Origin of the sequence: Paracoccus sp. ME4, assembly GCF_046736325.1 — a bacterium.
Taxonomy (GTDB): Bacteria; Pseudomonadota; Alphaproteobacteria; order Rhodobacterales; family Rhodobacteraceae; genus Paracoccus.
Genome location: NZ_CP151276.1, coordinates 13,396 through 36,060 on the forward strand (window position 1 = coordinate 13,396; position 22,665 = coordinate 36,060).

Consider the following 22,665-nt stretch of genomic DNA (forward strand, 5'->3'; position numbering starts at 1 on the left):
CCGCAGGGGTCCATCAGCTGGGCGGCGGCCGCCGGACCGGGGGCGCCTTGGACAGCTGCACCGCCAGGATGCCCGCCATGATGATGCCGACGCCGATCACGTCGCCCAGGCCCAGATCCTCGCCCAGGAACAGCGCCGCCACGGCCACGCCGAAGAAGGGCGTCAGGAAGTGGAACGTCGCCGCGCGCACCGCGCCGATGCGCCCCACCAGAAGGAACCAGACCCAGGTCGCCAGGAGCCCCGGCACGATCACCGTATAGAGGAAGGCCACGACCAGCCGCGGGCTCCAGGTGACCGACCAGTCCTCGACCAGCGGCGCCAGGACGCCCAGGGTCAGGGCGCCCACCAGCATCTGCAGGCCCACGATCATCATCACGTTCCCCCCGCCGCTGGCCCCGCGCACGGTCAGCGTCGCGACCGCCAGCGCCAGGGCCGCGACGAAGCACATGAGGATGCCGGTCAGGTCGCTGCCGCCCTGCAGCCGCGCGCCCATGATGATGGCCACGCCGATCACCCCCAGCACCATGCCCGCCACGCCGAGGGGCCGCAGACGCTCGCCCATCAGGGTCCAGCCCAGGGCCGCCACCATCAGCGGCATGGTCGCCGCGATGATCGAGGCCAGCCCCGCCTCGATCCACTGCATCGCGGTCCAGTTCAGCCCCAGATACAGCGCGTTCTGGCACAGGCCCAGCACGATCACCGCCCGCCACTGCGCCCGCGTCAGGGTGCGCCAGGTCTGCCCCATGGCCAGCGCGATCGCCACGCCCACCGCGCCCGACAGCGCGAAGCGCAGCGCCAGCGCCATCAGCGGCGGCGCCTCGGTCACGATCATCCGGGTCGAGGTGAAGGCCGAGGCCCACATCACCGCGAAGGACAGCCCCATCAGCAGCGCGCGCAGATCCATGAGGGGGCCCTTCTTGCATGAGATGCAAAAGGTCTAGCAGAGCGCCGCCGCCCTGCAACCCGCAAAGAAAAGGGGCCGTGCCCGATGGCACGACCCCGATCCCTCATCGCAGGGTCTGCGGATCAGCTGTTGACGCTGTCCTTCAGGGCCTTGGCGATGGTGACCTTGACCTGCTTGTCGGCGGGCTTGGTCATCATTTCCTGGGTCTGCGGGTTGCGGACCTGACGCTCGGGACGGGCGCGGCAGGCGATCTTGCCGATGCCGGGCAGGGTCACCGCGCCGCCGCCGGCGACTTCGCGGGTCACGATCGCCACGATCGCGTCCAGAGCGGCCGAGGCGGATTTCTTGTCCGAGCCCATCTCTTCGGCGAGGGTCGCCACCAGCTGGGTCTTGGTCATCGGTTTTGCTGCAGCCGTAGCCATTGTCCGTCTCCTCTTGCCCTGTTGCACCGGGCCCACAAATTGCGCCTTTTGCGGCATAAAGCCTGCTACACACGGTTTTGCCGGGCAGATCAAGCCTTTTTCGCCGGACGCGCGAAAACCCGCGTTTGCTGGTGTTTCACTGCCGCGCTAGAGAAACGCCGTCTCGCTGAAGGATCGCAGCTTGCGCGAATGGATGCGTTCCAGCGGCGTGTCGCGCAGCTTCTCCATCGCGCGGATGCCGATCAGCAGATGGTTGGCGACCTGCGTGCGGTAGAAGTCCGTGGCCATGCCGGGCAGCTTCAACTCTCCGTGCAGCGGCTTGTCGCTGACGCAGAGAAGCGTGCCGTAGGGCACCCGGAACCGGAACCCGTTGGCCGCGATCGTGGCGCTCTCCATGTCCAGCGCGACCGCGCGCGACAGCGACAGGCGGTGGACCGGCCCCGACTGGTCGCGCAGCTCCCAGTTGCGGTTGTCGATGGTGGCGACGGTGCCGGTGCGCATGATGCGCTTCAGCTCATAGCCCTCCAGCTGCGTGACTTCGGCCACGGCCTCCTGCAGGGCGACCTGCACCTCCGCCAGGGCCGGAATCGGCACCCAGACCGGCAGGTCGTCGTCCAGGACGTGATCCTCGCGCAGATAGGCATGGGCCAGGACGAAATCGCCCAGGGACTGGCTGTTCCTGAGGCCCGCGCAATGGCCCACCATCAGCCAGGCATGCGGGCGCAGCACCGCGATATGGTCGGTCGCGGTCTTGGCGTTCGATGGGCCCACGCCGATATTGACCAGGGTGATGCCCTGCCCGTTCGCGCGCTTGAGGTGATAGGTCGGCATCTGCGGCATCTTGGACAGCGCCGCGATGGGTGCGCGCCCGTCGGTGATCTGCTGGTTTCCGGGCGCCACGAAGGCGGTATAGCCGCTGTCCGGGTCCGACAGGACGCGGCGGGCGAAGGCCTCGAACTCGTCCACATAGAACTGATAGTTGGTGAACAGCACGAAGTTCTGGAAATGCTCGGGCGCGGTCGCGGTGTAATGCGCCAGCCGCGCCAGCGAATAGTCCACCCGCTGCGCGGTGAAGGCCGCCAGATGCTGGCTGCCGTCGGGCATCGGGCCTGCCACGCCGTTCACGATGTCGTCGTTCATGGTGTTCAGGTCCGGCACGTCGAAGACGTCGCGCAGGCTGAAATCCAGCACGCCCTCCTGCGGGACGGCCAGGTCGCTCTGGGCGGCGACCGCGAAATGCACGGGCATGGGCGTGTCCGACAGGCCGATGGACACCGGGACGCCGTGATTCTTGATCAGCAGGGCCAGCTGCTCGGTCAGGTAATGCTGGAACAGGTCGGGTCGCGTCACGGTCGCGGCATAGATGCCGGGCGCCACGACATGGCCGAAGGACAGGCGGCTGTCGATCTTGCCATGCGTCGGCACGATCAGCCGCACCTCGGGGTAGAAGGCGCGGTAGCGGGCCCTGGGGGCCGCGCCCTCCAGGATCGCGGTGAAATGCCCCAGCAGGAACCCGGTCGCCTGGTCATAGAGCGCGCGCAGATGCGCCACGGCGGCGGCGGCATCGGTGAAGGCGCGGGGTGCCGCGGCATCGGGGGTCTGGACCGGCAGAAAGCGGGGGTCTGTCGTCATCGGGTCTGTCCTTCTGGTTGCACCGACCCTGCCAGCGCGCCGCGCCGACGGCAAGCGTCTGGCGCCCGCAGCAAGGCCCCGTTACGGTGCCGTCATGAAGATGCTCGTTTTCGGTCACGGCTATTCCGCCGGCTTCCTGACACCCCTGCTGACCGCCCGCGGCTGGCAGGTCACCGGCACGACCCGCGACGACCCCGACCGCGTCGCGGCCGCCGGGGCCGCGCCCCTGCTGTGGCCGGGATCGGAGGATGCGCTGCGCATGGCCATCGCCAAGGCCGACGCGATCCTGGTCAGCGCCGCGCCCGGACCGGACGGGGACCCGGTGCTGGCCGCGTTCCGCGACGATCTGGCCCGCGCCCGGCCGTGCTGGCTGGGCTATCTGTCCACCACAGGCGTCTATGGCGACCGCGACGGGGGCTGGGTCGACGAGGATTCGGTCCTGGACGGGTCGGGCCCGCGCGGACAGGCGCGCATCGCCGCCGAAGGCGCTTGGCAGGACCTGGCGCGGGCGCATGACCTGCCGCTGCACATTTTTCGGTTGGCGGGGATCTATGGTCCCGGTCGCGGTCCGTTCCAGAAGGTCCGCGATGGCACCGCGCGGCGCATCATCAAGCCCGGCCAAGTCTTCTCGCGCATCCATGTCGAGGATATCGCCCAGGTCCTGCTGGCCTCCATCGACGCGCCCGACCCGATCGGCATCTACAATGTCTGCGACGACGACCCGGCCCCGCCCCAAGACGTGATCGCCCATGCGGCGCGCCTTCTGGGCCTGCCCCTGCCGCCCGCGGTGCCCTTTGATCAGGCCGACATGACGCCCATGGCGCGGTCCTTCTATGGCGACAGCAAGCGGGTGAAGAACGACCGGATCAAGCGCGACCTGGGCGTCACGCTGCGCCATCCCGACTATCGCTCCGGGCTGGCCACGCTGCTGGCCCAGGAGGGCGCGTGAGGCCGCGCGCCGCATTGCCTTTGCCCCGGCCCCGTGCAAGCTGCGGGGCATGACACAGGATTTCGACATCGTGGTGGCCGGGGGCGGGCTGAACGGCCCGACCCTGGCGCTGGCGCTGGCCCAGGCCGGGCTGCGCGTGGCCGTGGTCGATCCGCGCCCCGCGCGGGCGCGGTCGGGGGCGGGCTTCGACGGGCGGGCCTATTCGCTGGCCATTGCCTCGGTCCGGGTGCTGAAGGCGCTTGGCCTCTGGGACCGGCTGGCCCCCGACGCCCAGCCCATCCACCAGATCAAGGCGACCCAGGGCCGGCCCGGAGAGGGCGCGGGCCATTTCCTGCTGCATTTCGACAGCGCCGAACTGGGCGAAGGCCCCGTGGGCCACATGCTGGAGGACCGCTTCCTGCACGCCGCCCTGACCGATGCGATGGAGGGCACGGTCAACACCCTGCCCGGCCTGTCCGTCACCGGCCAGGAGGTCGGCCCGGCGGGCGTCACTGCGATCCTGTCGGACGGGCAGCGGCTGACGGCGCGGCTGCTGATCGGTGCGGACGGGCGCGGATCGGGGGTGGCCGCGCGGGCGGGCATCCGGCGACAGGGCTGGGGTTACGGCCAGACCGCGCTGGTCGCGGCCATCGACCATGCCCTGCCCCATCAGGGCATCGCGCATCAGTATTTCATGGCGACCGGGCCGCTGGCGATCCTGCCTTTGCCCGGCAACCGCAGCAACATCGTGTGGTCCGAGACCGAGGCCAACGCCGCCGCAATTGCCGCGCTGGACGATGCCGCCTTCCTGGAGGTCCTGCGCCCGCGCTTCGGCGATTTCCTGGGGGACCTGTCTCTGGCGGGCCCGCGCTTCAGCTATCCGCTGTCGCTGTCCCTGGCGGAACGCTATGCGGATGACCGCGTGGCGTTGGTGGGGGATGCGGCGCATGGGGTGCATCCCATCGCGGGTCAGGGCCTGAACCTGGGCCTGCGCGACGTGGCCGCCCTGGCCGAGGTGCTGGTCGATGCGGCGCGGCGCGGCGAGGATATCGGCAGCACGCTGGTGCTGGAGCGGTATCAGGCCTGGCGCAGGCCGGATGCGACGGCGCTGGCCCTGGGCATGGACGGGGTCAACCGGCTGTTCGCGACCGACGCCCCGGTCGTCGCGGGTCTGCGGGGTCTGGGCATGGGGCTGGTGCAGGCGCTGCCGGGCCTCCGGCGCGGCTTCATGCGGCAGGCGGCGGGCCTCTCGGTCGCGCCCATGCCGCGCCTTCTGGCGGGCCGGCCGCTTTAGCCTTTCCCGGCGCGCGGTTTCAGGCCATAGGCTGCGCGCAAAACGGGGACTGCCATGACGCTGAGCGATTTCCTGCACGATCTGGACCGCGACATCCGCGCCGCCGCCGATTGGGGCAAGGTCGCGGATTACATCCCCGAACTGGCCGGGATCGCCGCCGATCAGTTCGGCATCGCCGTGGCCCTGGCCGACGGGCAGGTGCTGACCGCCGGTCAGGCCGATCGGGGCTTTTCGATCCAGTCGGTCAGCAAGGTGTTCGCCCTGGCCTGCGTCTTGGGCCGCATCGGCGAACAGCTGTGGCTGCGCGTGGGCCGCGAGCCGTCGGGCGACCGCTTTGATTCGATCCTGCTGCTGGAGCAGGAGAAGGGCCGCCCCCGCAACCCCTTCATCAATGCGGGCGCCATCGTCGTCACCGACGAGCTGCTGCGCGGCCGCAGCCCGCAGCAGACCCTGGCCGAGATCCTGGGCTTCATCCGCGCGGCGGCCGAGGATGACGACATCCATATCGACAAGGCCGTCGCCCGATCCGAGGCGCGGACCGGATACCGCAACGCGGCGCTCGCGCATTACCTGCGCAGCTTCGGCAACCTGCGCAATCCGCCGGACCATGTCATCGGCACCTATGTCCACCAATGCGCGATCGAGATGTCCTGCATCCAGCTGGCCCGTGCGGGCCGGGTGATCGCCGGGCTGGACTGCGCGCCCGCGCTGCTGGCTCCGGTGAAACAGCGACGGATCAACGCGCTGATGATGACCTGCGGGCAATATGACGGGTCGGGCAATTTCGCCTTCCGCGTGGGCATGCCCGCGAAGTCGGGCGTGGGGGGCGGGCTTCTGGTGATCGCGCCGGGCAAGGCCTCCATCGCGATCTGGTCGCCGGGGCTGGACGGATGGGGCAATTCGCTGGCGGGCACGCTGGCCGCCGAACGGCTGTCGGAATTCACCGGCTGGTCGGTCTTCGGCTGAGGCCTCAGGCGACCATCCGCGCGGCCTGGGCCAGATCGGCGCGCAGTTCGGCCAGCGCGTCGGGCGCGCGCTCGGGCGGCAGGCGCAGGATCAGGCTGGGATGCCAGGTGATCAGAACCGGCCCGCCGTCATGCGCCCGCTCCACCAGACCGCGCCGAGGGGTCAGCGGCTTGCGGTTCCCGGTCAGGGTGAAGGCCGCCGTCGCGCCCATGGCCACGGTCAGGCGCGGCGCGACCATCCGGCGCTCCAGGTCCAGCCACCAGCGGCATTGATCGACATGGTCGCGGTCGGGCGTCTGGTGCAGGCGCCGCTTGCCGCGCGGGGTGAAGCGGAAATGCTTGACCGCATTGGTCATCCAGGCGCGGTCGGGGGCCAGCCCGGCCTCGGCCATGGTGCGGTGCAGCAGCTGGCCCGCGGGACCGACGAAGGGCTGACCCGCCAGATCCTCCTGATCGCCCGGCGCCTCACCCACCAGCATCAGGGGCGCGGTCGGATCGCCCTGACCCCAGATGGTCTGGGTCGCGGCATGGCACAGTTCGCAGCGGGTGCAGCGGGCGGCCTGCGCGGCGGCCTGGTCCAGCGTCTCGGGGATGCTGTCATCGGGGGCCTGACGGATGCGGGCGGTGACCTTGGGGGCAAAGGCCGGGGCCTCGGTCGCGCCCGCCTCGCGCATGGCCTGCACGCGGCGGGGCGCATCGGCGAGCATCTCGGGGATCAGCCGCGTCTCGGGCAGGTTCTTCCAGTATTTCTTGGGCATCTCGGATCGCATGGCCTGGGTCTTGATGCGCGCCGGGTTGAAGATGTTGGCGAAATAGGTCTGCCACAACCCGTGGCTGGCATCGTCGGGCAGGTCGGGCCGCGGGGCCGGATCGTCATAGGCGATGGCCCCGCCGGTGAAGCGCGCCGTGCCCTCGGGCGTGGCGATCAGCCAGTCCATGTCCGCGAACCGCTTGGCGAAGAACGGCGTGCCTGCCTCCAGGATCGGATGCTCGGGCTCGAACCACGCGCCGAAGGCCCGGCGCGGCCCCTCCGAGGGCAGTTCATGGAACCGCACGAAGGCATGCATCTTGTGGATGTCGCGCCGCACCGATTTCGCCATGCGCGACAGCCGGTCCAACAGGGGATCGGCCGGGTTCGACAGGAACCGCCGGTCCGACTGCGCCCGCATCAACGCCGCATAGAGCAGCGACCAGCGTTCCGGGTCGGAATGGCTGGCGACCTGACGGGCCAGCTGCAGGAACTCCTGCGTCGCGATGACGGGGTGATCGCCCGGCGGCGGCGCGGGATCGGCGCCGAACAGGTCGGGCGGCGTGTCCGGATCGGCCCAGGCCACGGCCTCAGGCGGGATGCGGGCGCTGGCCAGATCGCGGGCCGCCGCCCGCCAGGCGTCGAAGCGGCCGAAGCGGGGCAGCGTGACCCGGATCATCCGAAGAGCGACAGCTGTTCCGGCGGCGGCGCGAAGCGTGCGCGCAGCCCCGCACTGTCGGTCAGCGCGCCGGGGGTCCAGTCGGGCAGGGTCACGAAGGGCTGCGCCTTGGACATGATCGCGCCCATGCGCAGCAGGTCGGCATAGCGGATCGCCCCGCTGCGCCGCGCGGCCAGGATCCGCCCGACCGTCTTGGTGCCGAAGCCCGGCACGCGCAGCAGCATCTCGCGCGGGGCGCGGGCCACGTCGACGGGAAACTGCGCGCGATTGACCAGCGCCCAGGCCAGCTTGGGGTCGATGGCCAGGTCCAGGTTGCCCGAGGGATGCGCCGCGCCGATCTCCTCGGCGTCGAAACCATAGAAGCGCATCAGCCAATCCGCCTGATAGAGGCGATGTTCCCGCATCAAGGGCGGCTTGATCAGCGGCAGCGCGGCTGAACTGTCGGGAATGGGCGAGAAGGCGGAATAATAGACCCGCTTCAGCTGATACCCGGAATAAAGATTGGCCGAGGTCCGCAGAATGTCGCGGTCGCTGGCCTGATCGGCCCCCACGATCATCTGCGTGGACTGCCCGGCAGGCGCGAAACGCGGCGCGCGCCTGCCGGTGAAGCTCCGCTCCTTCGCGGCCTCGCGGCCGAGGCGGACATCGGCCATGGCGGCGCGGATCGTCTCGGGGCGCTTCTCGGGGGCCAGCTGGCGCAGGCTGGCATCCTGGGGCAGCTCGATGTTGACCGACAGGCGGTCGGCGTAAAGCCCTGCCTCGGCCACCAGCTCGGGCGAGGCGTCGGGGATGGTCTTGAGGTGGATGTAGCCCTTGAACCCGTGATCGACCCGCAGCATCCGGGCGATGCGCACCATGTCGCCCATGGTCTGATCCGGGCTGCGGATGATGCCCGAGGACAGGAACAGCCCCTCGATCATGTTGCGCCGATAGAACTCCAGCGTCAGCCGCACGACCTCCTCCGGGGAGAACCGTGCGCGTTCCACGTTGCTGCTGACCCGGTTGATGCAATAGGCGCAGTCGAAGATGCAGAAATTCGTCATCAGGATCTTCAGCAGGCTGATGCAGCGCCCGTCCGGCGTGTAGGCGTGACAGATGCCGCTGCCCCCCGCCGATCCGATGCCGCCCGAGCGCGAATCGCGCCGGGTCGTCCCGCTGGACGCGCAGGAGGCGTCGTATTTCGCCGCGTCCGACAGGATCGCCAGCTTCTGCTGAAGGGTGCGCTGTGCCATGCAGCCAATCTATGTTCTTATTCCGTTCCGGGCAAGTGCGACCGATTGAAACAATCCGGCCGGAACCGTCACGGGACCGCGACGGTTGCCCCCCGCCGCCATCCGCCAGTCGTGATGTGCAATGCCGCCGCGAAAGGATATGATCCGGTCATGAAGATACGCACCCTCGCCCTTGCGCCCGCCCTTCTTGTCGCCATGGCCTTCCCGGCCCTGGCCGAACGCATCCCGCTGAACGAGATCTCGCGCTATCTCAACAGCCTGAGCACCGTCACGTCGCAGTTCACGCAGGTGAACCCGGACGGCACCGTCTCGACCGGCACGGTCTATATCCAGCGCCCCGGCCGGGTGCGCTTCGAATATGACAACGACCCGACGCTGGTCCTGGCCTCGGGCGGCAACGTCGCGGTCTTCGACGGCAAGTCGAACGGCGGCCCGCAGCAATACCCGCTGTCGCAGACGCCGCTGTCGATCATCCTGGACGCCAATGTCGACCTGTCGCGCGCCGGCATGGTGACCGGGCACAGCGAACAGGAGAACGCGACCGTCGTGACCGCCCAGGACCCGCAGCGCCCGCAGAACGGCAACCTGCAGATGGTCTTCACCGCGCCGACCGAGCTGCGCCAATGGGTGGTGACCGACGATACCGGCCAGAAGACGACCGTGATCCTGGGCGAGATGCAGAAGGGCGGCTCGATCCCCTCCTCGCGCTTCTCGATCCAGTCGGAGATGGGGCGCCGCTGACGCCCCCGCGGATTGCATCCGCACAATTGCGCGATTGACGGACGCCCCGACCCGGGGCCACGCTGCGGCCGACCCTTTCCAAGGCCGCAGCCATGTCCCAATCCCGCATCCTGACCCCCGTCCTGATCGGCGGATCGCTGATCCTGCTGATCAACTTCGCCCTGCGCGCCAGCTTCGGCATGTTCCAGATTCCCGTGGCCGAGGATTTCGGCTGGCCGCGCGCCGAGTTCAGCCTGGCCATCGCGATCCAGAACCTGGCTTGGGGTATCGGCCAGCCGATCTTCGGCGCGCTGGCAGAGCGGTGGGGCGACCGGTGGGCGATCATCCTGGGCGCGCTCCTCTACAGCGCGGGGCTGATCCTGACGGCCTTCGCCACCACCCCCTTGGGCGTCCAACTGCTGGAGATCGTGGTGGGCTTCGGCATCGCCGGCACCGGCTTCGGCGTCATCCTGGCCGTCGTGGGCCGCGCTGCCAGCGACGAGAACCGCAGCCTGGCCCTGGGCATCGCCACCGCCGCCGGATCGGCGGGACAGGTCTTCGGCGCCCCCCTGGCCGAGGTGCTGCTGGCCTTCTATGCCTGGCAGACGGTGTTCGTGATCTTCGGCGTGATCGTGCTGTCCACGCTGCTGTTCCTGCCCATGCTGGGCGACGGCAAGCCCGCCAGCCGGTCGCAGCTGGAGGACAGCATGGGCACGGTGCTGAAGCGCGCCTTCCGCGACCCGTCCTATCTGATGATCTTTGCGGGCTTCTTCTCCTGCGGCTATCAGCTGGGCTTCATCACCGCGCATTTCCCCGCGATGATCACCGAGATGTGCGGCCCCATCGACCCGGCGGGCATGCTGGCGGGGCTGGGCATCACCACGACCTCGGCGCTCGGGGCGGCGGCGATCAGCCTGATCGGGCTGGCCAACATCGCGGGCGCCATCCTGGCGGGCTGGCTGGGCAAGCGCTACACGCGCAAGTACCTGCTGGCCGGCATCTACACGCTGCGCACCATCGCGGCGGCCGCCTTCATCCTGACGCCGATCACGCCGGGTACGGTCATCGCCTTCTCGCTGGTGATGGGCGGGCTGTGGCTGGCCACGGTGCCGCTGACCTCGGGGCTGGTGGCCTACATCTACGGGCTGCGCTACATGGCGACGCTTTACGGCTTCGTGTTCCTGTCGCACCAGATCGGCTCGTTCATGGGGGTCTGGCTGGGCGGCTGGCTCTATGACATGTCGGGGGACTATCTGCTGGTCTGGTGGATCGGCGTGGGCGTCGGCGCCTTCAGCGCGCTGATCCACCTGCCCGTGCGCGAGGCGCCCTGGCGCGCGCCCGCCGCCCCCGCGCCCGCCGTTTGACCTTGCGGGGTCCAGCCCCTAGCTAGGGGGCTGTCCCACCCAAGGAGCCCCCGATGACCCGCACGCCGCATGACCACGCGATCGCCGTCCGCTATCAGCAGGCCTCGGCCGAGGTGCGGGCGCTGCAGCGGCAGTGCTATGTGCTTGCGACGCTGCGCCTGCGCGCCGCGGTGGCCGAGGCGGGCGGCGGCGCGGGCCTGGCCATCGTCAGCGACATCGACGAGACGATCCTGGACAACAGCGCCGTCATGGCGCTGGCCATGCATCACGACGGCATATTCCAGAGCCTCGAGACCTGGAAGCGGTGGGAGCGCGAGGGCGACCCGCACCTGATCCCCGGCGCAGCCGATTTCTTCGCGCTGGCCGACAGGCTGGGCGTCACGATCTTCTACCTGTCCGACCGGTTCGAGGAGAACAAGCTGGCGACCATCGCCACGCTGTCGCGCCTCGGCCTGCCGCAGGTCCGTGCCGAACAGGTGCTGCTGTTCGGCCCGCCCAAGGCCGAGCGCCGCGCCGCGGTCGAGCGCGATCACCGGATCATCCTGCAGCTGGGCGACACGATGCACGATTTCGACGGCGCCTTCGCCGGGGTCGCGCTGGACGAGCAGCACCGCGTCGCAGCCGATCACGCCGACCGGTTCGGCCAGGACTGGATCGTCTTCCCGAACGCCGCGCACGGCACCTGGATGCAGGCCGACCTGCGCCCCTGGCAGCCTAGCGGCGCAGCCCCCGCACTCCGCGCGACAGCAGCCGCAACGGCGCCGTGACCCGCCACGAGGTGCTGGCCAGCAGCTCGGCCTCGCGCCGTCGCCCGCTGTCCTCGGCCTCGCGCCGGGCCGCGTCGGCATCGCGCAGCGCGGTCTCGGCGGCGGCCAGGCGCTGACGCAGGGCCTCGTCCTCGGCGGCGCGGCGGTCCGATTCGGCGCGCAGCCGCCGCTCCTCGGCGCGCAGGGCCGCGGTCGCACGCTCGACCCGCGCGGTCAGCGCGGACAGGCGGTCCGACATCGCCTCGGGGTCCTCCAGCGCGATGGCCAGGGCCATCCGCTCCTGCATCTCGCGGGCGCGCTGCTCGCTCAGCTGGCGCAGCTGGACCTGGGCCACATGCAGCCGGCCGTCCAGCGCCTGGACCCGGCCCGACAGCTCGGCGATGGTCGCCTGCTGCTGCGCCCCGTCGCGGCCCGCCCGCGTCAGAAGCGCCTGCTGATCGGCGATCCTCGCGGTCAGGGCCTCGCGGTCCGCGACGGCACGCGCCGCGGCCTCGACCTGAGCGGCCTGCATCCGCGTCATCCGGGCCGTCGCCTCGCGCACCTCGCGCGCCCGATGAACCGAGCGCAGCGCCAGCGGATCGAACAGCGGTCCGGTCGCGTCCATCGCCGCGCGCAGGCGGTCCAGCCCGTCCTGACCGGCGGCGGGATCGCCCCCCTCGGTCCAGGCCTGCAGGATCGCCTCGATCCGCGCCAGCATGGGCGGCAGGACCTGCCCGTCGGGGCCGGTCGGGCTGGCGGCGCGGAAATGCTGAAGGTCGCGCGACAGGAAGTCGTCGATATCGGCCGCGGCCTCGGCGGGCGCGCGCGGCCAGTCCAGCGCCAGATCGGCGGCGATGCCCTCGACCACGGCGCGCCAGTCGCCCATCAGCGCGTCATAGCTGGTGAAGCTGCGGGGCAGGCCGCGGCTCTCGGCCTCGGCGTCCAGGACGTGGCGCGCCCAGAGGAGCAGGCCGAACTCGGTCTCGTAATCGGCCCACCGGGTCAGCGAGGCCGCCACGTCCCAGGGGCCGCGATGGGTGTGCACGATGCGGACGCGGGCGCCGAACCGCTCCAGCGCGCGCAGCCAGAAGGGCATCAGGCGGCAGATGCGCGGGTCCTTGATGACGAACAGGGGCGCGTCGCCATAGTCGTCCTGCAGCGCGGCGACCGCCTCTTCCAGCAGGGCCTCGGCGTCGGGCCCGTCGAACCACGCGGCGGGAAAGCGGCGCGGGTCCCACCAGGTGAAGCCCGCCTTGGCCAGCAGACGCTCGTTCAGGCCGGTGATGCGGTTCGATTCGAAGAAGCCCTTGGCGTTCATCTCGGCCGCGTCCATCAGGTCCGCCGGCAGGGTGACGCCCAGCTGTCCCAGCACCCCGGCCAGGGCCGATGTCCCCGAACGGTGCATGCCCAGCACGATCAGGGCGGTCTTCTCCGAAGCGGTCGTCATGAACAGTTCACCTCAAACATGGCGCCCGCAGACCGCCCCCTCCTCCCGAGGGACCCGCGACGCACGCCGCGACCGTCTGCATGACAGGGTTACAGGCATTGGCAAAACGCCCCGCGTCGTCAAGCGGAAGTTGCGTCCGCATGTCCGCACGCGAGATGCTGTCATTGCTCTGACTGCGATCCTATGAGAGCGCCCTAAGTGCGTTGATCAGTTGAACGGCGTTTTGTCCGTCTTGAGCGTCATGTGTGAGAGCTTTTGACGCAATCGCGTTCTTCAGTTCCACAACGCTTTCGAGTGCGATAGTGACCAAATCATCTTCAGATTTAATTTTCCGTGCACCAAGAAGCATACCCTCCGGAAAATTCACTCCAAGCCGTTCAGAAATCCATTTGATGTCAAGTTGATATTTCTCTTCAACCCTTTTCCAGACCTCATCATCAAAATCAAACTTTCCACGTCCGATTTTAGAAAGCGCGTCTATGAGTGTCTTGTTTCTTGCAAATGCGCCCACGCCGCGCGCACCGAAGCCGTCTCCGAACTCCCGCTGCACATAAAGTAGGGCAGTCGCTTCCGCGGACAGCGATTTGTTATCCTCCTCACCGCCAAAGTGAGAGGTGTTATAGCCAAGTTGCGACAAGAAATCCTGAACGACATCTTCATTATGAAGCGAATGGCGATCAAAAATTCGCAGCTCTAGCTTGCCCCCGCCAAACGCCTCGTCCAAATGCTCGAAACGCCCGCGATAGTTGGGCCACAGATGGTCGAAGTTTAGCCGGTGAACGTCTGCACCTTGCAAATACTGTTGATACGCGCTTCGGCAGAATGACCGGCTTTCCCGAACATAGCCGAACCCTGAAACGTCATCCGAGTAAGTTTTGAAGAACGACACCATATTCATGGCGGCGTCTTTAAATCCCGGCCATGAGATGTCTTCCGCTGAGAAGACGACTGTATCTCCCTTGAATGACCGTAGATAAGCATCAGTTTTGTGCATCCACTCATCGCGCATGGCAGGCAGATTTTTAACGAAGCTATCGCCCAACGCGCGGAACCCGTGATACTCCGCTAGCCTGCTTTCCTCCTGAAACAGCAGAATAAACAGCCCGCAATGATTGGGGCCCGTCCATGGCATATAGCCGAGACCATCGAGGTCCGATCGCCATAGGAAGTTCTGGATCGCCGTGGAGCCGGTCTTGTGCATCCCAACGTGAACAGCAATTTTCATCTCATCTACCCTGATCGTCATGCCAATGCATGGCCAATCAGACCCTTTCCTCATCCATCTTGTGCAGGAAGACCGACTCCAGCCCGGCCTGGGCGGCCATGGCGGGCCAGAGGCGCTCGATCAGGTGGAACTCGGTGCCGTCGGTGGGGATCGGCTCGTTGGGCCAGGAATGGTCCGGGCCGAACAGGTTCAGCATCCGCCGCGCCACGTCGGCCCGCGTCCAGAACATGTTGCCCACCGGGAACAGCAGCGGGTTGTCGGGCATCGGCCCGTCGAAGCGGTCCGCGATGCCGGGCAGCCAGCGGCGCGAATCGTCCCACGGCACGAAATGCGGCTCGAACGGGGCGACGAGGCCGACCCCGTCCCGCCCGATCAGCCCCGGCGCCGAGGACAGCCCTTCGGCGTCGCCCAGCAGGACCCGATGCAGGAAGCGCCGCCAGACGTCGCCGTGGCTGGTGGTCTGGACCGACTTCTTCTGGTGCAGGTGGCACCAGAACTGCTCCTCTCCGGCCGCGCCGTCGGGGCCGAACAGCTGCAGGAAGGGCAGGATGTCGCGTCCCTGGTTGGGCACCAGCAGGGTCTCGATGGTCAGGCCCTGGGCCTCGCCCATGGCGCGGATGGCGTCGGCCTTTTCCGCGCTGTCGGTGGTCACGACGATGCGGCGCGCGCGCGCGAAGGCCGCGCGCTGTCGCAGGTCGTCGGGCAGGTCGTCAATGTAGAAGGCGTGGACGTGGATCGCATAGTCCGGCACGGCCGGGTCTGCCGGGGCCATCGTCGCGTAGGGCTCCAGCCGGGTGCGGCGGTGGATCCAGTTGTCGGAGGCGGCCAGCGTGTCCTCGGCATCCTTCAGGTCACGCCACAGCAGGCGGCGGCCATAGCGGAACAGCTTCTCGCGCTCCTTGACGCGCAGGGGGCGGTCGGCCTCGGACTTGCTGAACAGCAGCGGGATGTCGATCTGGGTCTCGCCCAGCAGGAAGTTGCGCTGCCGCGACAGCCGGTCCTGCAGCGCGCCGCGCAGCCGGTCGAACAGCAGCGGGCCCGGCGCGGCGGGGGCTTCCGCGGCCTCAGCCGTGCCGGTCTTGGCGGAGAGCGCCCGCAGCGCGCGGACGGCGGCGGCGGGGTCGGCATAGGGCACGCGCATGATCCGGTCGGACCCGGCATAGCGGTCGTCGGCAAAGCCCGTCGCGCCGTCGAAGCAGACGATGCGCTGCCCCCGGCGGGCCGCGTCGAAGACGACGTTGGGCAGCGGGTCCAGCCGCGAGGACAGGAACATCGCGTCCGCCGCGTCCATCACGTCGGGATAGAGCGGCCCGGCCGGCAGGAAGAACAGGTTGCCCCCCGCGCGGTCGGCCCCTGCCTGGCGCAGGTGATAGTCGAACCAGACGCCGAAGCCCATGTCCTCATGGTTGCGGCCGTCCCCGATCCAGACGAAGACCGCGTCGGGGTCCGCGTCGCGCGCGATCTGGGCGGCCTGCACGAAGATGTCGGTGCCCTTGCGCCACTGGACATGGCCCGCGCCGCAGATCAGCCGGGCGCCGTCCAGGTCGCGGCCCAGCACCCCCGACAGCCTGCGGCGGGCGGCCAGGCGGCGGTCCTCGGTCACCTCGCCCTCGACCAGCGGATGCTGAGGGACGATGGTGCTGTCGGCCTCCACGTCGAAGGTCACGTCGGCCAGCCGCCCGCGCCAGCTGTCGCGGACATGATCCGAGGAGAAGACCAGCAGGTCGGAGAAGGCCGCCATGTGGCGCGACTTCCAGGTGGGATAGGTATAGTCCGAATATTCGTGGATATAGGCCGCGAACGGGATGTCGCGCGCCACCAGCGGATGGATGAACAGCGAGCACTCGACCGAGTTCAGCAGCGCGAAGTCGATCCGCCGGAAGGGTTCGGCGTTGACATAGGGCATCTCGCGCAGCGGGTTCTGGGTGATCAGCACGGCGCAGCAATGCGGCAGGAACTGCTCCTGCAGCTCGCCCCCGCGCAGGGCGGCCACCACGACGTTGTGGGTGCGGCTGGCCTCGCGCACCAGGTCGCGGCCGACGACGGGGGCGCCGGTGCGCGACATCTCGTGCACGCAGATCAGCACGGTGGGCAGCTCCGGGCGATAGGTCTGCCCGCCCGGCGTCAGACCCTTGCGCAGGTCGGCCAGCGTCCGCCGCCCCCCCTCGACCGAGCCGAAGCGCAGATAGTGCATCAGCGGGTTCATCCGCGCCGCGCCGATGTCGGGATACCATTCCAGATAGGCCGCCATCGAGAAGTCCGAGATCCGCGCGTCGACCGGCGCGCCCAGCTGGATCAGCTCGAAGGCCAGCTCCAGCGCGCCCGGCACGCCCTCGTCGATCGCCGCCCTGAGGTCGGGATGGGTGACCAGCCCGGCCAGCGCGGCGTCGATATGGGGCGCCTGCATGCGCAGCTGGCTGTAATAGGTGCCGTGACGCCCCTCGGCCCGGCCATGGTTGGCGAAGTGGTCCGACAGCGCCTGCAGGTCGCCGTCCAGATCGGGATAGGCCCGATGATAGAAGGTCGGGTCGAAGTCATGGGCCGGTCGCCCGTCCAGGATGCCGGACGGTTCGGCCAGCGTGGTCCACAGATCGTTCAGACGCGTCATTCAGTATCCTGCAAATGCGGCGCCCAGATGGGCGAATCGGACCTCGTCCGACAGCGGCGCGGCGGCCAGCTGTCGAAGCAGCGGAAGAAGCAGCGGGCTGCTGGCCACCAGCGGCGCCAGCGCGAAGCCCGCGACCATGCCGTCGGCGCCATGGCTCCAGGCGACCTCGCGGGCCTGGCCGGCGGCGGGAGCGTCGGGCAGCGTCTCGCCCCGGGGTTGAACATAGCGCAGGCCGGCGAAGGTCTCGGCAAGAAGCGGCCGACACAGTGCCGCGCAATCGTGCAGGACCGCGAAGGCGGTGCGCGGGGCGCCGACATGCGTGAAGCGCAGGACCGGGCCGCCGACCCGTCCCCAGGCCGCCGCGACGCCCGCGCCGTCGAAGGCATCCACCGGTCCGGCAAGGGCCAGACGCGGCTCGGAATCCAGCAGGGACTGGGGCAGACGCCTGCGCGCGCCGTCCTTCGGTTCATGGATGATCAGCATCTTTGCCCTTCGCCTCAGTCACGCCGTCCCACGGCAACTCGCCCTGCGCGGGGTTCGCGGCGCTTATGGCGCACCAAGGGGCGGCTTTGCAATCACGGTTTTTTGCGGTATGTGACGGCGGACAAGCGGCCGGCGGATTGCAACGGCAAGGCGAAACTGTTGGCCACTGGGCCCACCCGGATAGATGGATGACCTCTATGAACCGAGTCTTGGTGATCGGCGGCTGCGGCTTCATCGGATCGCATATCGTGGACAGCCTGCTGAGTGCCGGCCACCGCGTCCGCGTGCTGGACCTGCGTCCCGAGGCCTACCGGCCGCCCCTGCCGGGGGTCGAGTACGTGCAGGGCAGCTTCTGCGACGCGGAGGTGCTGCGCGGCGCGCTGAAGGGCGTCGAGGCCGTGGTGCACACCGCCAGCACCACCGTCCCGGCGACCGCCAACCTGGACCCGATAGCCGACATCGACAGCAACCTGATCGGCACGGTCCGCCTGCTGCAGCTGATGCGCGAACGCGGCATCCGGCGGATGGTGTTCCTGTCCTCGGGCGGGACCGTCTACGGCATCCCGCAGACCGATCCGGTCCCCGAGGATCATCCCCAGGCCCCCATCTCCAGCTACGGCATCGTCAAGCTGGCGATCGAGCGCTATCTGCACATGGAGCGGCACCTGCACGGGCTGGACTATGTCGCGCTGCGCGCCTCCAACCCCTACGGTCCGCGCCAGGGCCATGGCGGGCTGCAGGGCATCATCGGCACCTATCTGTGGAAGATCGCCCGCGACGAGCCGATCGAGGTCTGGGGCGACGGCAGCGTGGTGCGCGACTTCGTCCACGTCCGCGATCTGGCCGACCTGACGGCCCTGGCGCTGGAGCGTCCGATCAACGGCTGCTTCAACGCCGGATCGGGCACGGGCGCCTCGGTCCGCGAGATCGTCGAGCTGACCGGCCGCGTCACCGGACGCAGCTTGACGCCCGTGCACAAGCCGGGCCGCGGCTTCGACGTGCCGCGGGTGGTGCTGGACATCGACCGCATCCGCGCCGCCACCGGATGGACCCCGTCGATCGGCCTCGAGGAGGGGATGCGCGACGCGTGGTCGTGGATCTGCAACCACAAGCACGTTTCCGCCGCCGCCTGACCGGGCCCGCCGTCCGTGCCACACGCGCTTGGTTGGATCGCCCCGCAGGCTGGGCTATAGCCTGCGCAGACGGGACATGACCGCCCCTTGCGGGCGCGCGCGGGACAGGACGGGACAATGAAGATACTTCTGGTGGGCGCGGGGCTGTCCGGCGCCGTGATCGGGCGGGAACTGGCCGAGGCCGGGCATGACTGCCGCATCATCGACGCGCGGCCCCACATCGCCGGCAACTGCCATACAGAGCGCGACGCCGCGACGGGCGTCATGCTGCATGTCTATGGCCCGCACATCTTCCATACCGACGACGAGGGGGTCTGGGACTACGTCAACCGCTTCGCGCGGTTCCTGCCCTATCAGAACCGCGTCAAGACGACGGCGCAGGGCCGGGTGCATTCGCTGCCCATCAACCTGCTGACGATCAACCAGTTCTTCGGCACGACCCTTCGCCCCGACGAGGCGCGCGCCTTCATCGAGAGCAAGGCCGACACCAGCATCTCCGACCCGCAGACCTTCGAGGAACAGGCGCTGCGCTTCGTCGGTCCAGAACTCTACGAGGCATTCTTCAAGGGCTATACCGAGAAGCAGTGGGGCTGTTCGCCCACCGACCTGCCCGCGTCGATCCTGAAGCGGCTGCCGGTGCGGTTCAACTACGACGACAACTACTTCTTCCACCGCTTCCAGGGGATGCCGCAGGACGGCTACACCGCCATGGTCGCGGCGATCCTGGACCATCCGCGCATCACGGTCGAACTGGGGACCGAATACCGCCCCGAGATGGCGGCCGAGGCCGATCACGTCTTCTGGTCGGGTCCGCTGGACGGGTATTTCGACTATCGCCTCGGCCGGCTCGGCTATCGCACGCTGGATTTCGAGCGGTTCAGCGACACCGGCGACTATCAGGGCTGCGCGGTGATGAACTTTGGCGACCGCGAGGTGCCCTATACCCGCATCACCGAGCACAAGCATTTCAGCCCCTGGGAGAGCCACGAGGGCACGGTCTGCTATCGCGAATATTCCCGCGCGGCCGAGCCGGGCGACACGCCCTACTATCCGATCCGCCTCGTCGAGGAGAAGGCGCTGCTGGAGCAGTACATCGACCTTGCCCGTGCCACGCCGGGGGTGACCTTCGTCGGGCGGCTTGGCACCTATCGCTATCTGGACATGGACGTGACCATCCGCGAGGCGCTGGACACCGCCGCCCGCTTCGGCGCGGAGGGCGGCGCGATGCCGGCCTTCGCCGTGTCGCCGGTCTGAGCGCGATGCTGCGCCGCCTGCTGACCATGGGCCGCCCCACCGGTCCGGGCCGCCACCCGTCGTCGCCCTTCACGCGCGAACTGGGCGACCACCGGCTGCAATACGAACCCGGCGGCCCGACGCTGGTGGTCAGCTTCGACAATGCCGCGCGCCCGGCCGAGGAGGCCTATGTCGGCCGCCCGACCTGGGGCGCGCGCTTCTATCTGTCCGAGGGCCATTCGCTCTTGGGCGTGATCGCGCGCGAGACATCCTGGTATCGTGACCGCACGCTGATCGCCGCGCTGGAGACGCTGCGCGACGAGGGCTTCTTCGCCTCCTTCGCCAGGGTGGTGCTGACCGGCGGGTCCATGGGCGGTTTCGCCGCCGCGGCCTTCGCGCCGCTGGCGCCGGGCGCCACAGTGATCGCCTTCAGCCCGCAGAGCACGCTGGACGGCCGCGTCGTGCCGTGGGAGCGGCGCTATGCCAATGGCCGCGCCCGCGACTGGTCGCTGCCCTATTCGGACGGGCCGGCGGGCCTGGCCCAGGCCGCGCAGGGCTTCGTCTTCTTCGACAATTTCGACAGGGCCGACCTGCGCCATGCCGCGCGGTTCGAGCAGACCGGCCGCGTCATGCTGATGCCGGTCCCGGCGGGCGGGCACGGCGTGCCGCCGATGCTGATCCAGACCGGGCTGCTGAAGCCGCTGACGCGGCAGATCATCGACGGCAGCTTCTCGAAGCCCGCGTTCCAGAAGGCCATCCGCGCCCGCAAGGAGACGATCCGGTATCACCGGATGCTGGCCCGCGAGGCGCTGATGCGCCGCCGCCCCGGCCTGGCGCTGCGGGTCTGCGAGGCCGGGCTGAAGCGTTTTCCGCTGAGCGACCTGCTGGAGACGCGCAGCCTGGCGCTGGCGGCCATGGACCGGCCGCAGCAGGCCCTGGCGGCGCTGGACCGCGCGCGGGCGCTGCGCGACAAGCGCCGGGGCTGATCAGTCCTTGCTCAGACTGCCGATCATGTCGGAGACGAAGGGCGACACCAGCCGCGTCATCACCTGCGTCGAGCCATAGGGCAGCGCGGGCGTGGTCACCGGCGCATCCGCCCCGGGCAGCGGTTCCAGGAACAGCTGGTCGCGCCCGAAGAAGCGCTGCGCGATGCGGCGGTTGCCCGGTTCGAACTGGTTCATGATCGCCACGCGCTGATCGTGCGGGATCATCAGCGTCACCGGCCTTTCGGTGCGCACGCGGCGGTCCACCGCCTCGGCCATGGCGATCAGGCGCAGGCGCAGCTGCATCGGCGCGTCGATCAGCGGAAGGTGGCGCACGAACTCCGACACCTCGGGCGTCAGGCTGATGTTCTCGCCCCCCGCCTTGACCAGCGAGGCCGCATCGCGAAAGCCGAACTGCTCGCAGAAGGCCGCGATGGGGCCGCGCGGCATCTGCCCGCGTTCGAAGACGTAGGGTTTGACGCTGCCCGCGCCGAAGACCTGCTCGATCTGGTCGATATAGGCGGCGTAGTCGATCCAGTGGAAGTCGGCCCGCCGATCCAGGAATTCCGGCCAGGGCATGTGGCAGTAGCGGCGATCCCACTGCCCCTTGACGTTCTGCGCCCACCAGCTCTCCAGCCACAGGTCCTGGCGGCGCATCGCGAAGATCACCTTGACGTCGAAATGATCGGCGAAGGCGCGCAGCGGGCTGAGGTCGCGCCGCATGCTGACATCCTCGTCGCTCATGACGACGGTGTGGATGGGCACGGGATGGGCGGCGGCGCGCTGCACCAGGTCGGTGGCGACGGCCTGGGCGGTCGTCCTGCCGAAGAAGATGTTGTTGAACGTGCCGATATGGCGCTCCACCCCCAGGGGATAGAGGATACCCCGGTCGCGGAAGGTCTTCCAGTTGCGGAACATCGTCGCCTGGATGGCGGTGGTCGCCGTCCGGTGGACGCCGATGTGAAGATAGAGGGTCTTGCGGTCGCTCATGGGGTCGGTCGTCTCGATCAGGATGCGTCAGAAGCGGTCGATGGCGGGGCGGAAGCCGAGGCCCCGGAGGATGGCCCGATAGATGTCGCGCCGCATGCGGCCGGGCACATGGCCCTGCTTCATCTGCCGACGCACGCCATAGGCATAGGCCAGCACCCCCACAAGCCCCATCTCGCGGCGCCGCCACGAGGTCTCGTTGCGGGCGCCATAGCGGAACTTCCACAGGCTCTTCTCGTCGATCAGGCCGAAGTTCACGCCGCGATTGTCGGGCGTGTCATGCACGACCACGCTTTCGGGCACGAAGATGCCCGGATAGCTGCGCGCGATGCGGCGGGTGTATTCGGCGTCGTCGAACCAGATGAAGTAATCCGCGATGGGCAGGCCGTGTTCGGTCAGCGCCCAACGCGGGATCATCACCGACACGAAGGACGCGCTGTCCACCAGCGCCCAGGCCCGGTCAGGCCGCACGAAGCGCGCCCAGTCCCAGACCGGCCGCGGGGTGTTCATCTCGCACAGCGTGCCGTCGATCCACTCGACGCGCGAACAGGCGAAGCTGGGCCGCCAGCCGGTATCGGCTTCGAAGCCCGACAACGCGTCATGCAGCGCCTCCAGCGCGTCCGGGTTCGGATAGGCGTCGTCGTCCGAGATCCAGAAGAACTGCGCGCCCAGCTGATAGGCGGCCGTCATCCCGGCGTGAAAGCCCCCCGCCCCGCCGACGTTCTTGGGCAGGCGCAGATGGCGGATGCTGGGGTCCGCGGCGGCGCGGGCGGCGACCCGCTCGGGCGTGTCGTCGGTCGAGGCGTTGTCGACGACGATCACAACGTCGGGCCGCCGGGTCTGGGCCGCCAGCGCGTCCAGAACCTTCATCAGCTTGTCCGACCGGTTGAAGGTCACGATCACGGCGGCGGTCATGGTCAGCACGCTCATCG

General features: G+C 69.0%; 20 protein-coding genes. 9 read left to right on the forward strand and 11 right to left on the reverse strand.

Annotated elements, in window-relative coordinates; all coding sequences use genetic code 11:
- Positions 1–13: 13 nt before the first annotated feature.
- The 3 genes from AACG61_RS00055 to AACG61_RS00065 all read right to left on the reverse strand — a co-directional run bounded on the left by AACG61_RS00055 (position 14) and on the right by AACG61_RS00065 (position 2,958).
- Entirely contained in the window at positions 14–904 is an 891-nt protein-coding gene (locus AACG61_RS00055; protein WP_411837987.1) for a DMT family transporter, read from the reverse strand.
- Between the two features lie 122 nt (positions 905–1,026).
- The gene (locus tag AACG61_RS00060) at positions 1,027–1,326 is read right to left on the reverse strand and encodes an HU family DNA-binding protein (protein ID WP_411837988.1); all 300 of its coding nucleotides are present in this window, start codon (positions 1,324–1,326) and stop codon (positions 1,027–1,029) included.
- A 147-nt stretch (positions 1,327–1,473) separates the two neighbouring features.
- The gene (locus tag AACG61_RS00065; protein WP_411837989.1) at positions 1,474–2,958 is read right to left on the reverse strand and encodes an AMP nucleosidase; all 1,485 of its coding nucleotides are present in this window, start codon (positions 2,956–2,958) and stop codon (positions 1,474–1,476) included.
- A 94-nt stretch (positions 2,959–3,052) separates the two neighbouring features.
- Here AACG61_RS00065 and AACG61_RS00070 point away from each other — a divergent pair, with 94 nt between their 5' ends.
- From AACG61_RS00070 to AACG61_RS00080, 3 genes are read left to right on the forward strand one after another with little or no spacing between them, the layout of a single operon-like run.
- Entirely contained in the window at positions 3,053–3,907 is an 855-nt protein-coding gene (locus AACG61_RS00070; protein WP_411837990.1) for an SDR family oxidoreductase, read from the forward strand.
- A gap of 49 nt (positions 3,908–3,956) precedes the next feature.
- Positions 3,957–5,180, forward strand: a complete 1,224-nt coding sequence (locus AACG61_RS00075; RefSeq protein ID WP_411837991.1) for a UbiH/UbiF/VisC/COQ6 family ubiquinone biosynthesis hydroxylase — start codon at positions 3,957–3,959, stop codon at positions 5,178–5,180.
- A 54-nt stretch (positions 5,181–5,234) separates the two neighbouring features.
- Positions 5,235–6,146, forward strand: coding sequence for a glutaminase (locus AACG61_RS00080; RefSeq protein WP_411837992.1), 912 nt, complete (start codon positions 5,235–5,237; stop codon positions 6,144–6,146).
- A 4-nt stretch (positions 6,147–6,150) separates the two neighbouring features.
- Here the strand turns inward: AACG61_RS00080 and AACG61_RS00085 are convergent, their stop codons facing one another.
- Both AACG61_RS00085 and AACG61_RS00090 read right to left on the reverse strand, forming a co-directional pair.
- On the reverse strand, positions 6,151–7,572 hold the full coding sequence (locus AACG61_RS00085) for a UdgX family uracil-DNA binding protein (protein ID WP_411837993.1): 1,422 nt from the start codon (positions 7,570–7,572) through the stop codon (positions 6,151–6,153).
- Positions 7,569–8,804 carry a putative DNA modification/repair radical SAM protein gene (locus AACG61_RS00090; protein ID WP_411837994.1) on the reverse strand — a complete coding sequence of 412 codons (1,236 nt, stop codon included), beginning with the start codon at positions 8,802–8,804 and terminating at the stop codon, positions 7,569–7,571. The genes AACG61_RS00085 and AACG61_RS00090 overlap by 4 nt, the downstream gene beginning before the upstream one ends.
- A gap of 150 nt (positions 8,805–8,954) precedes the next feature.
- On the opposite strand from AACG61_RS00090, the gene AACG61_RS00095 reads away from it, so the two are divergent.
- The 3 genes from AACG61_RS00095 to AACG61_RS00105 all read left to right on the forward strand — a co-directional run bounded on the left by AACG61_RS00095 (position 8,955) and on the right by AACG61_RS00105 (position 11,655).
- Positions 8,955–9,545, forward strand: coding sequence for a LolA family protein (locus AACG61_RS00095; protein WP_411837995.1), 591 nt, complete (start codon positions 8,955–8,957; stop codon positions 9,543–9,545).
- Positions 9,546–9,637: 92 nt separating this feature from the next.
- A complete protein-coding gene (locus tag AACG61_RS00100) occupies positions 9,638–10,888 on the forward strand; it encodes an MFS transporter (RefSeq protein ID WP_411837996.1) in 1,251 nt (416 codons plus the stop codon).
- Positions 10,889–10,941: 53 nt separating this feature from the next.
- Positions 10,942–11,655 carry a 5'-nucleotidase, lipoprotein e(P4) family gene (locus tag AACG61_RS00105; protein ID WP_411837997.1) on the forward strand — a complete coding sequence of 238 codons (714 nt, stop codon included), beginning with the start codon at positions 10,942–10,944 and terminating at the stop codon, positions 11,653–11,655.
- Here the strand turns inward: AACG61_RS00105 and AACG61_RS00110 are convergent.
- From AACG61_RS00110 to AACG61_RS00125, 4 genes are all read right to left on the reverse strand, one after another.
- Complete coding sequence (locus AACG61_RS00110) at positions 11,603–13,081, reverse strand: sulfotransferase (protein WP_411837998.1); 1,479 nt, start codon at positions 13,079–13,081, stop codon at positions 11,603–11,605. The two genes, AACG61_RS00105 and AACG61_RS00110, sit on opposite strands and share 53 nt — an antisense overlap.
- A gap of 181 nt (positions 13,082–13,262) precedes the next feature.
- Positions 13,263–14,327, reverse strand: coding sequence for a hypothetical protein (locus tag AACG61_RS00115; protein WP_411837999.1), 1,065 nt, complete (start codon positions 14,325–14,327; stop codon positions 13,263–13,265).
- A gap of 16 nt (positions 14,328–14,343) precedes the next feature.
- Positions 14,344–16,914, reverse strand: a complete 2,571-nt coding sequence (locus tag AACG61_RS00120) for a rhamnan synthesis F family protein (RefSeq protein ID WP_411838000.1) — start codon at positions 16,912–16,914, stop codon at positions 14,344–14,346.
- On the reverse strand, positions 16,915–17,397 hold the full coding sequence (locus AACG61_RS00125) for a hypothetical protein (RefSeq protein WP_411838001.1): 483 nt from the start codon (positions 17,395–17,397) through the stop codon (positions 16,915–16,917).
- A 197-nt stretch (positions 17,398–17,594) separates the two neighbouring features.
- Between AACG61_RS00125 and AACG61_RS00130 the strand changes: the two genes are divergently transcribed.
- The 3 genes from AACG61_RS00130 (at position 17,595) to AACG61_RS00140 (ending at position 20,749) form a co-directional block, all read left to right on the forward strand.
- Positions 17,595–18,530, forward strand: coding sequence for an NAD-dependent epimerase/dehydratase family protein (locus AACG61_RS00130; protein WP_411838002.1), 936 nt, complete (start codon positions 17,595–17,597; stop codon positions 18,528–18,530).
- A gap of 117 nt (positions 18,531–18,647) precedes the next feature.
- Positions 18,648–19,784: a UDP-galactopyranose mutase gene (gene glf, locus AACG61_RS00135; RefSeq protein WP_411838003.1), complete on the forward strand. Its 1,137-nt coding sequence runs from the start codon at positions 18,648–18,650 to the stop codon at positions 19,782–19,784.
- A 5-nt stretch (positions 19,785–19,789) separates the two neighbouring features.
- The gene (locus AACG61_RS00140) at positions 19,790–20,749 is read left to right on the forward strand and encodes a hypothetical protein (RefSeq protein WP_411838004.1); all 960 of its coding nucleotides are present in this window, start codon (positions 19,790–19,792) and stop codon (positions 20,747–20,749) included.
- Here AACG61_RS00140 and AACG61_RS00145 read toward each other — a convergent pair whose 3' ends face one another.
- Positions 20,750–21,736, reverse strand: a complete 987-nt coding sequence (locus AACG61_RS00145; RefSeq protein ID WP_411838005.1) for a hypothetical protein — start codon at positions 21,734–21,736, stop codon at positions 20,750–20,752.
- A 27-nt stretch (positions 21,737–21,763) separates the two neighbouring features.
- On the reverse strand, positions 21,764–22,663 hold the full coding sequence (locus AACG61_RS00150) for a glycosyltransferase family 2 protein (protein ID WP_411838006.1): 900 nt from the start codon (positions 22,661–22,663) through the stop codon (positions 21,764–21,766).
- Between the last annotated feature and the right edge of the window lie 2 nt (positions 22,664–22,665).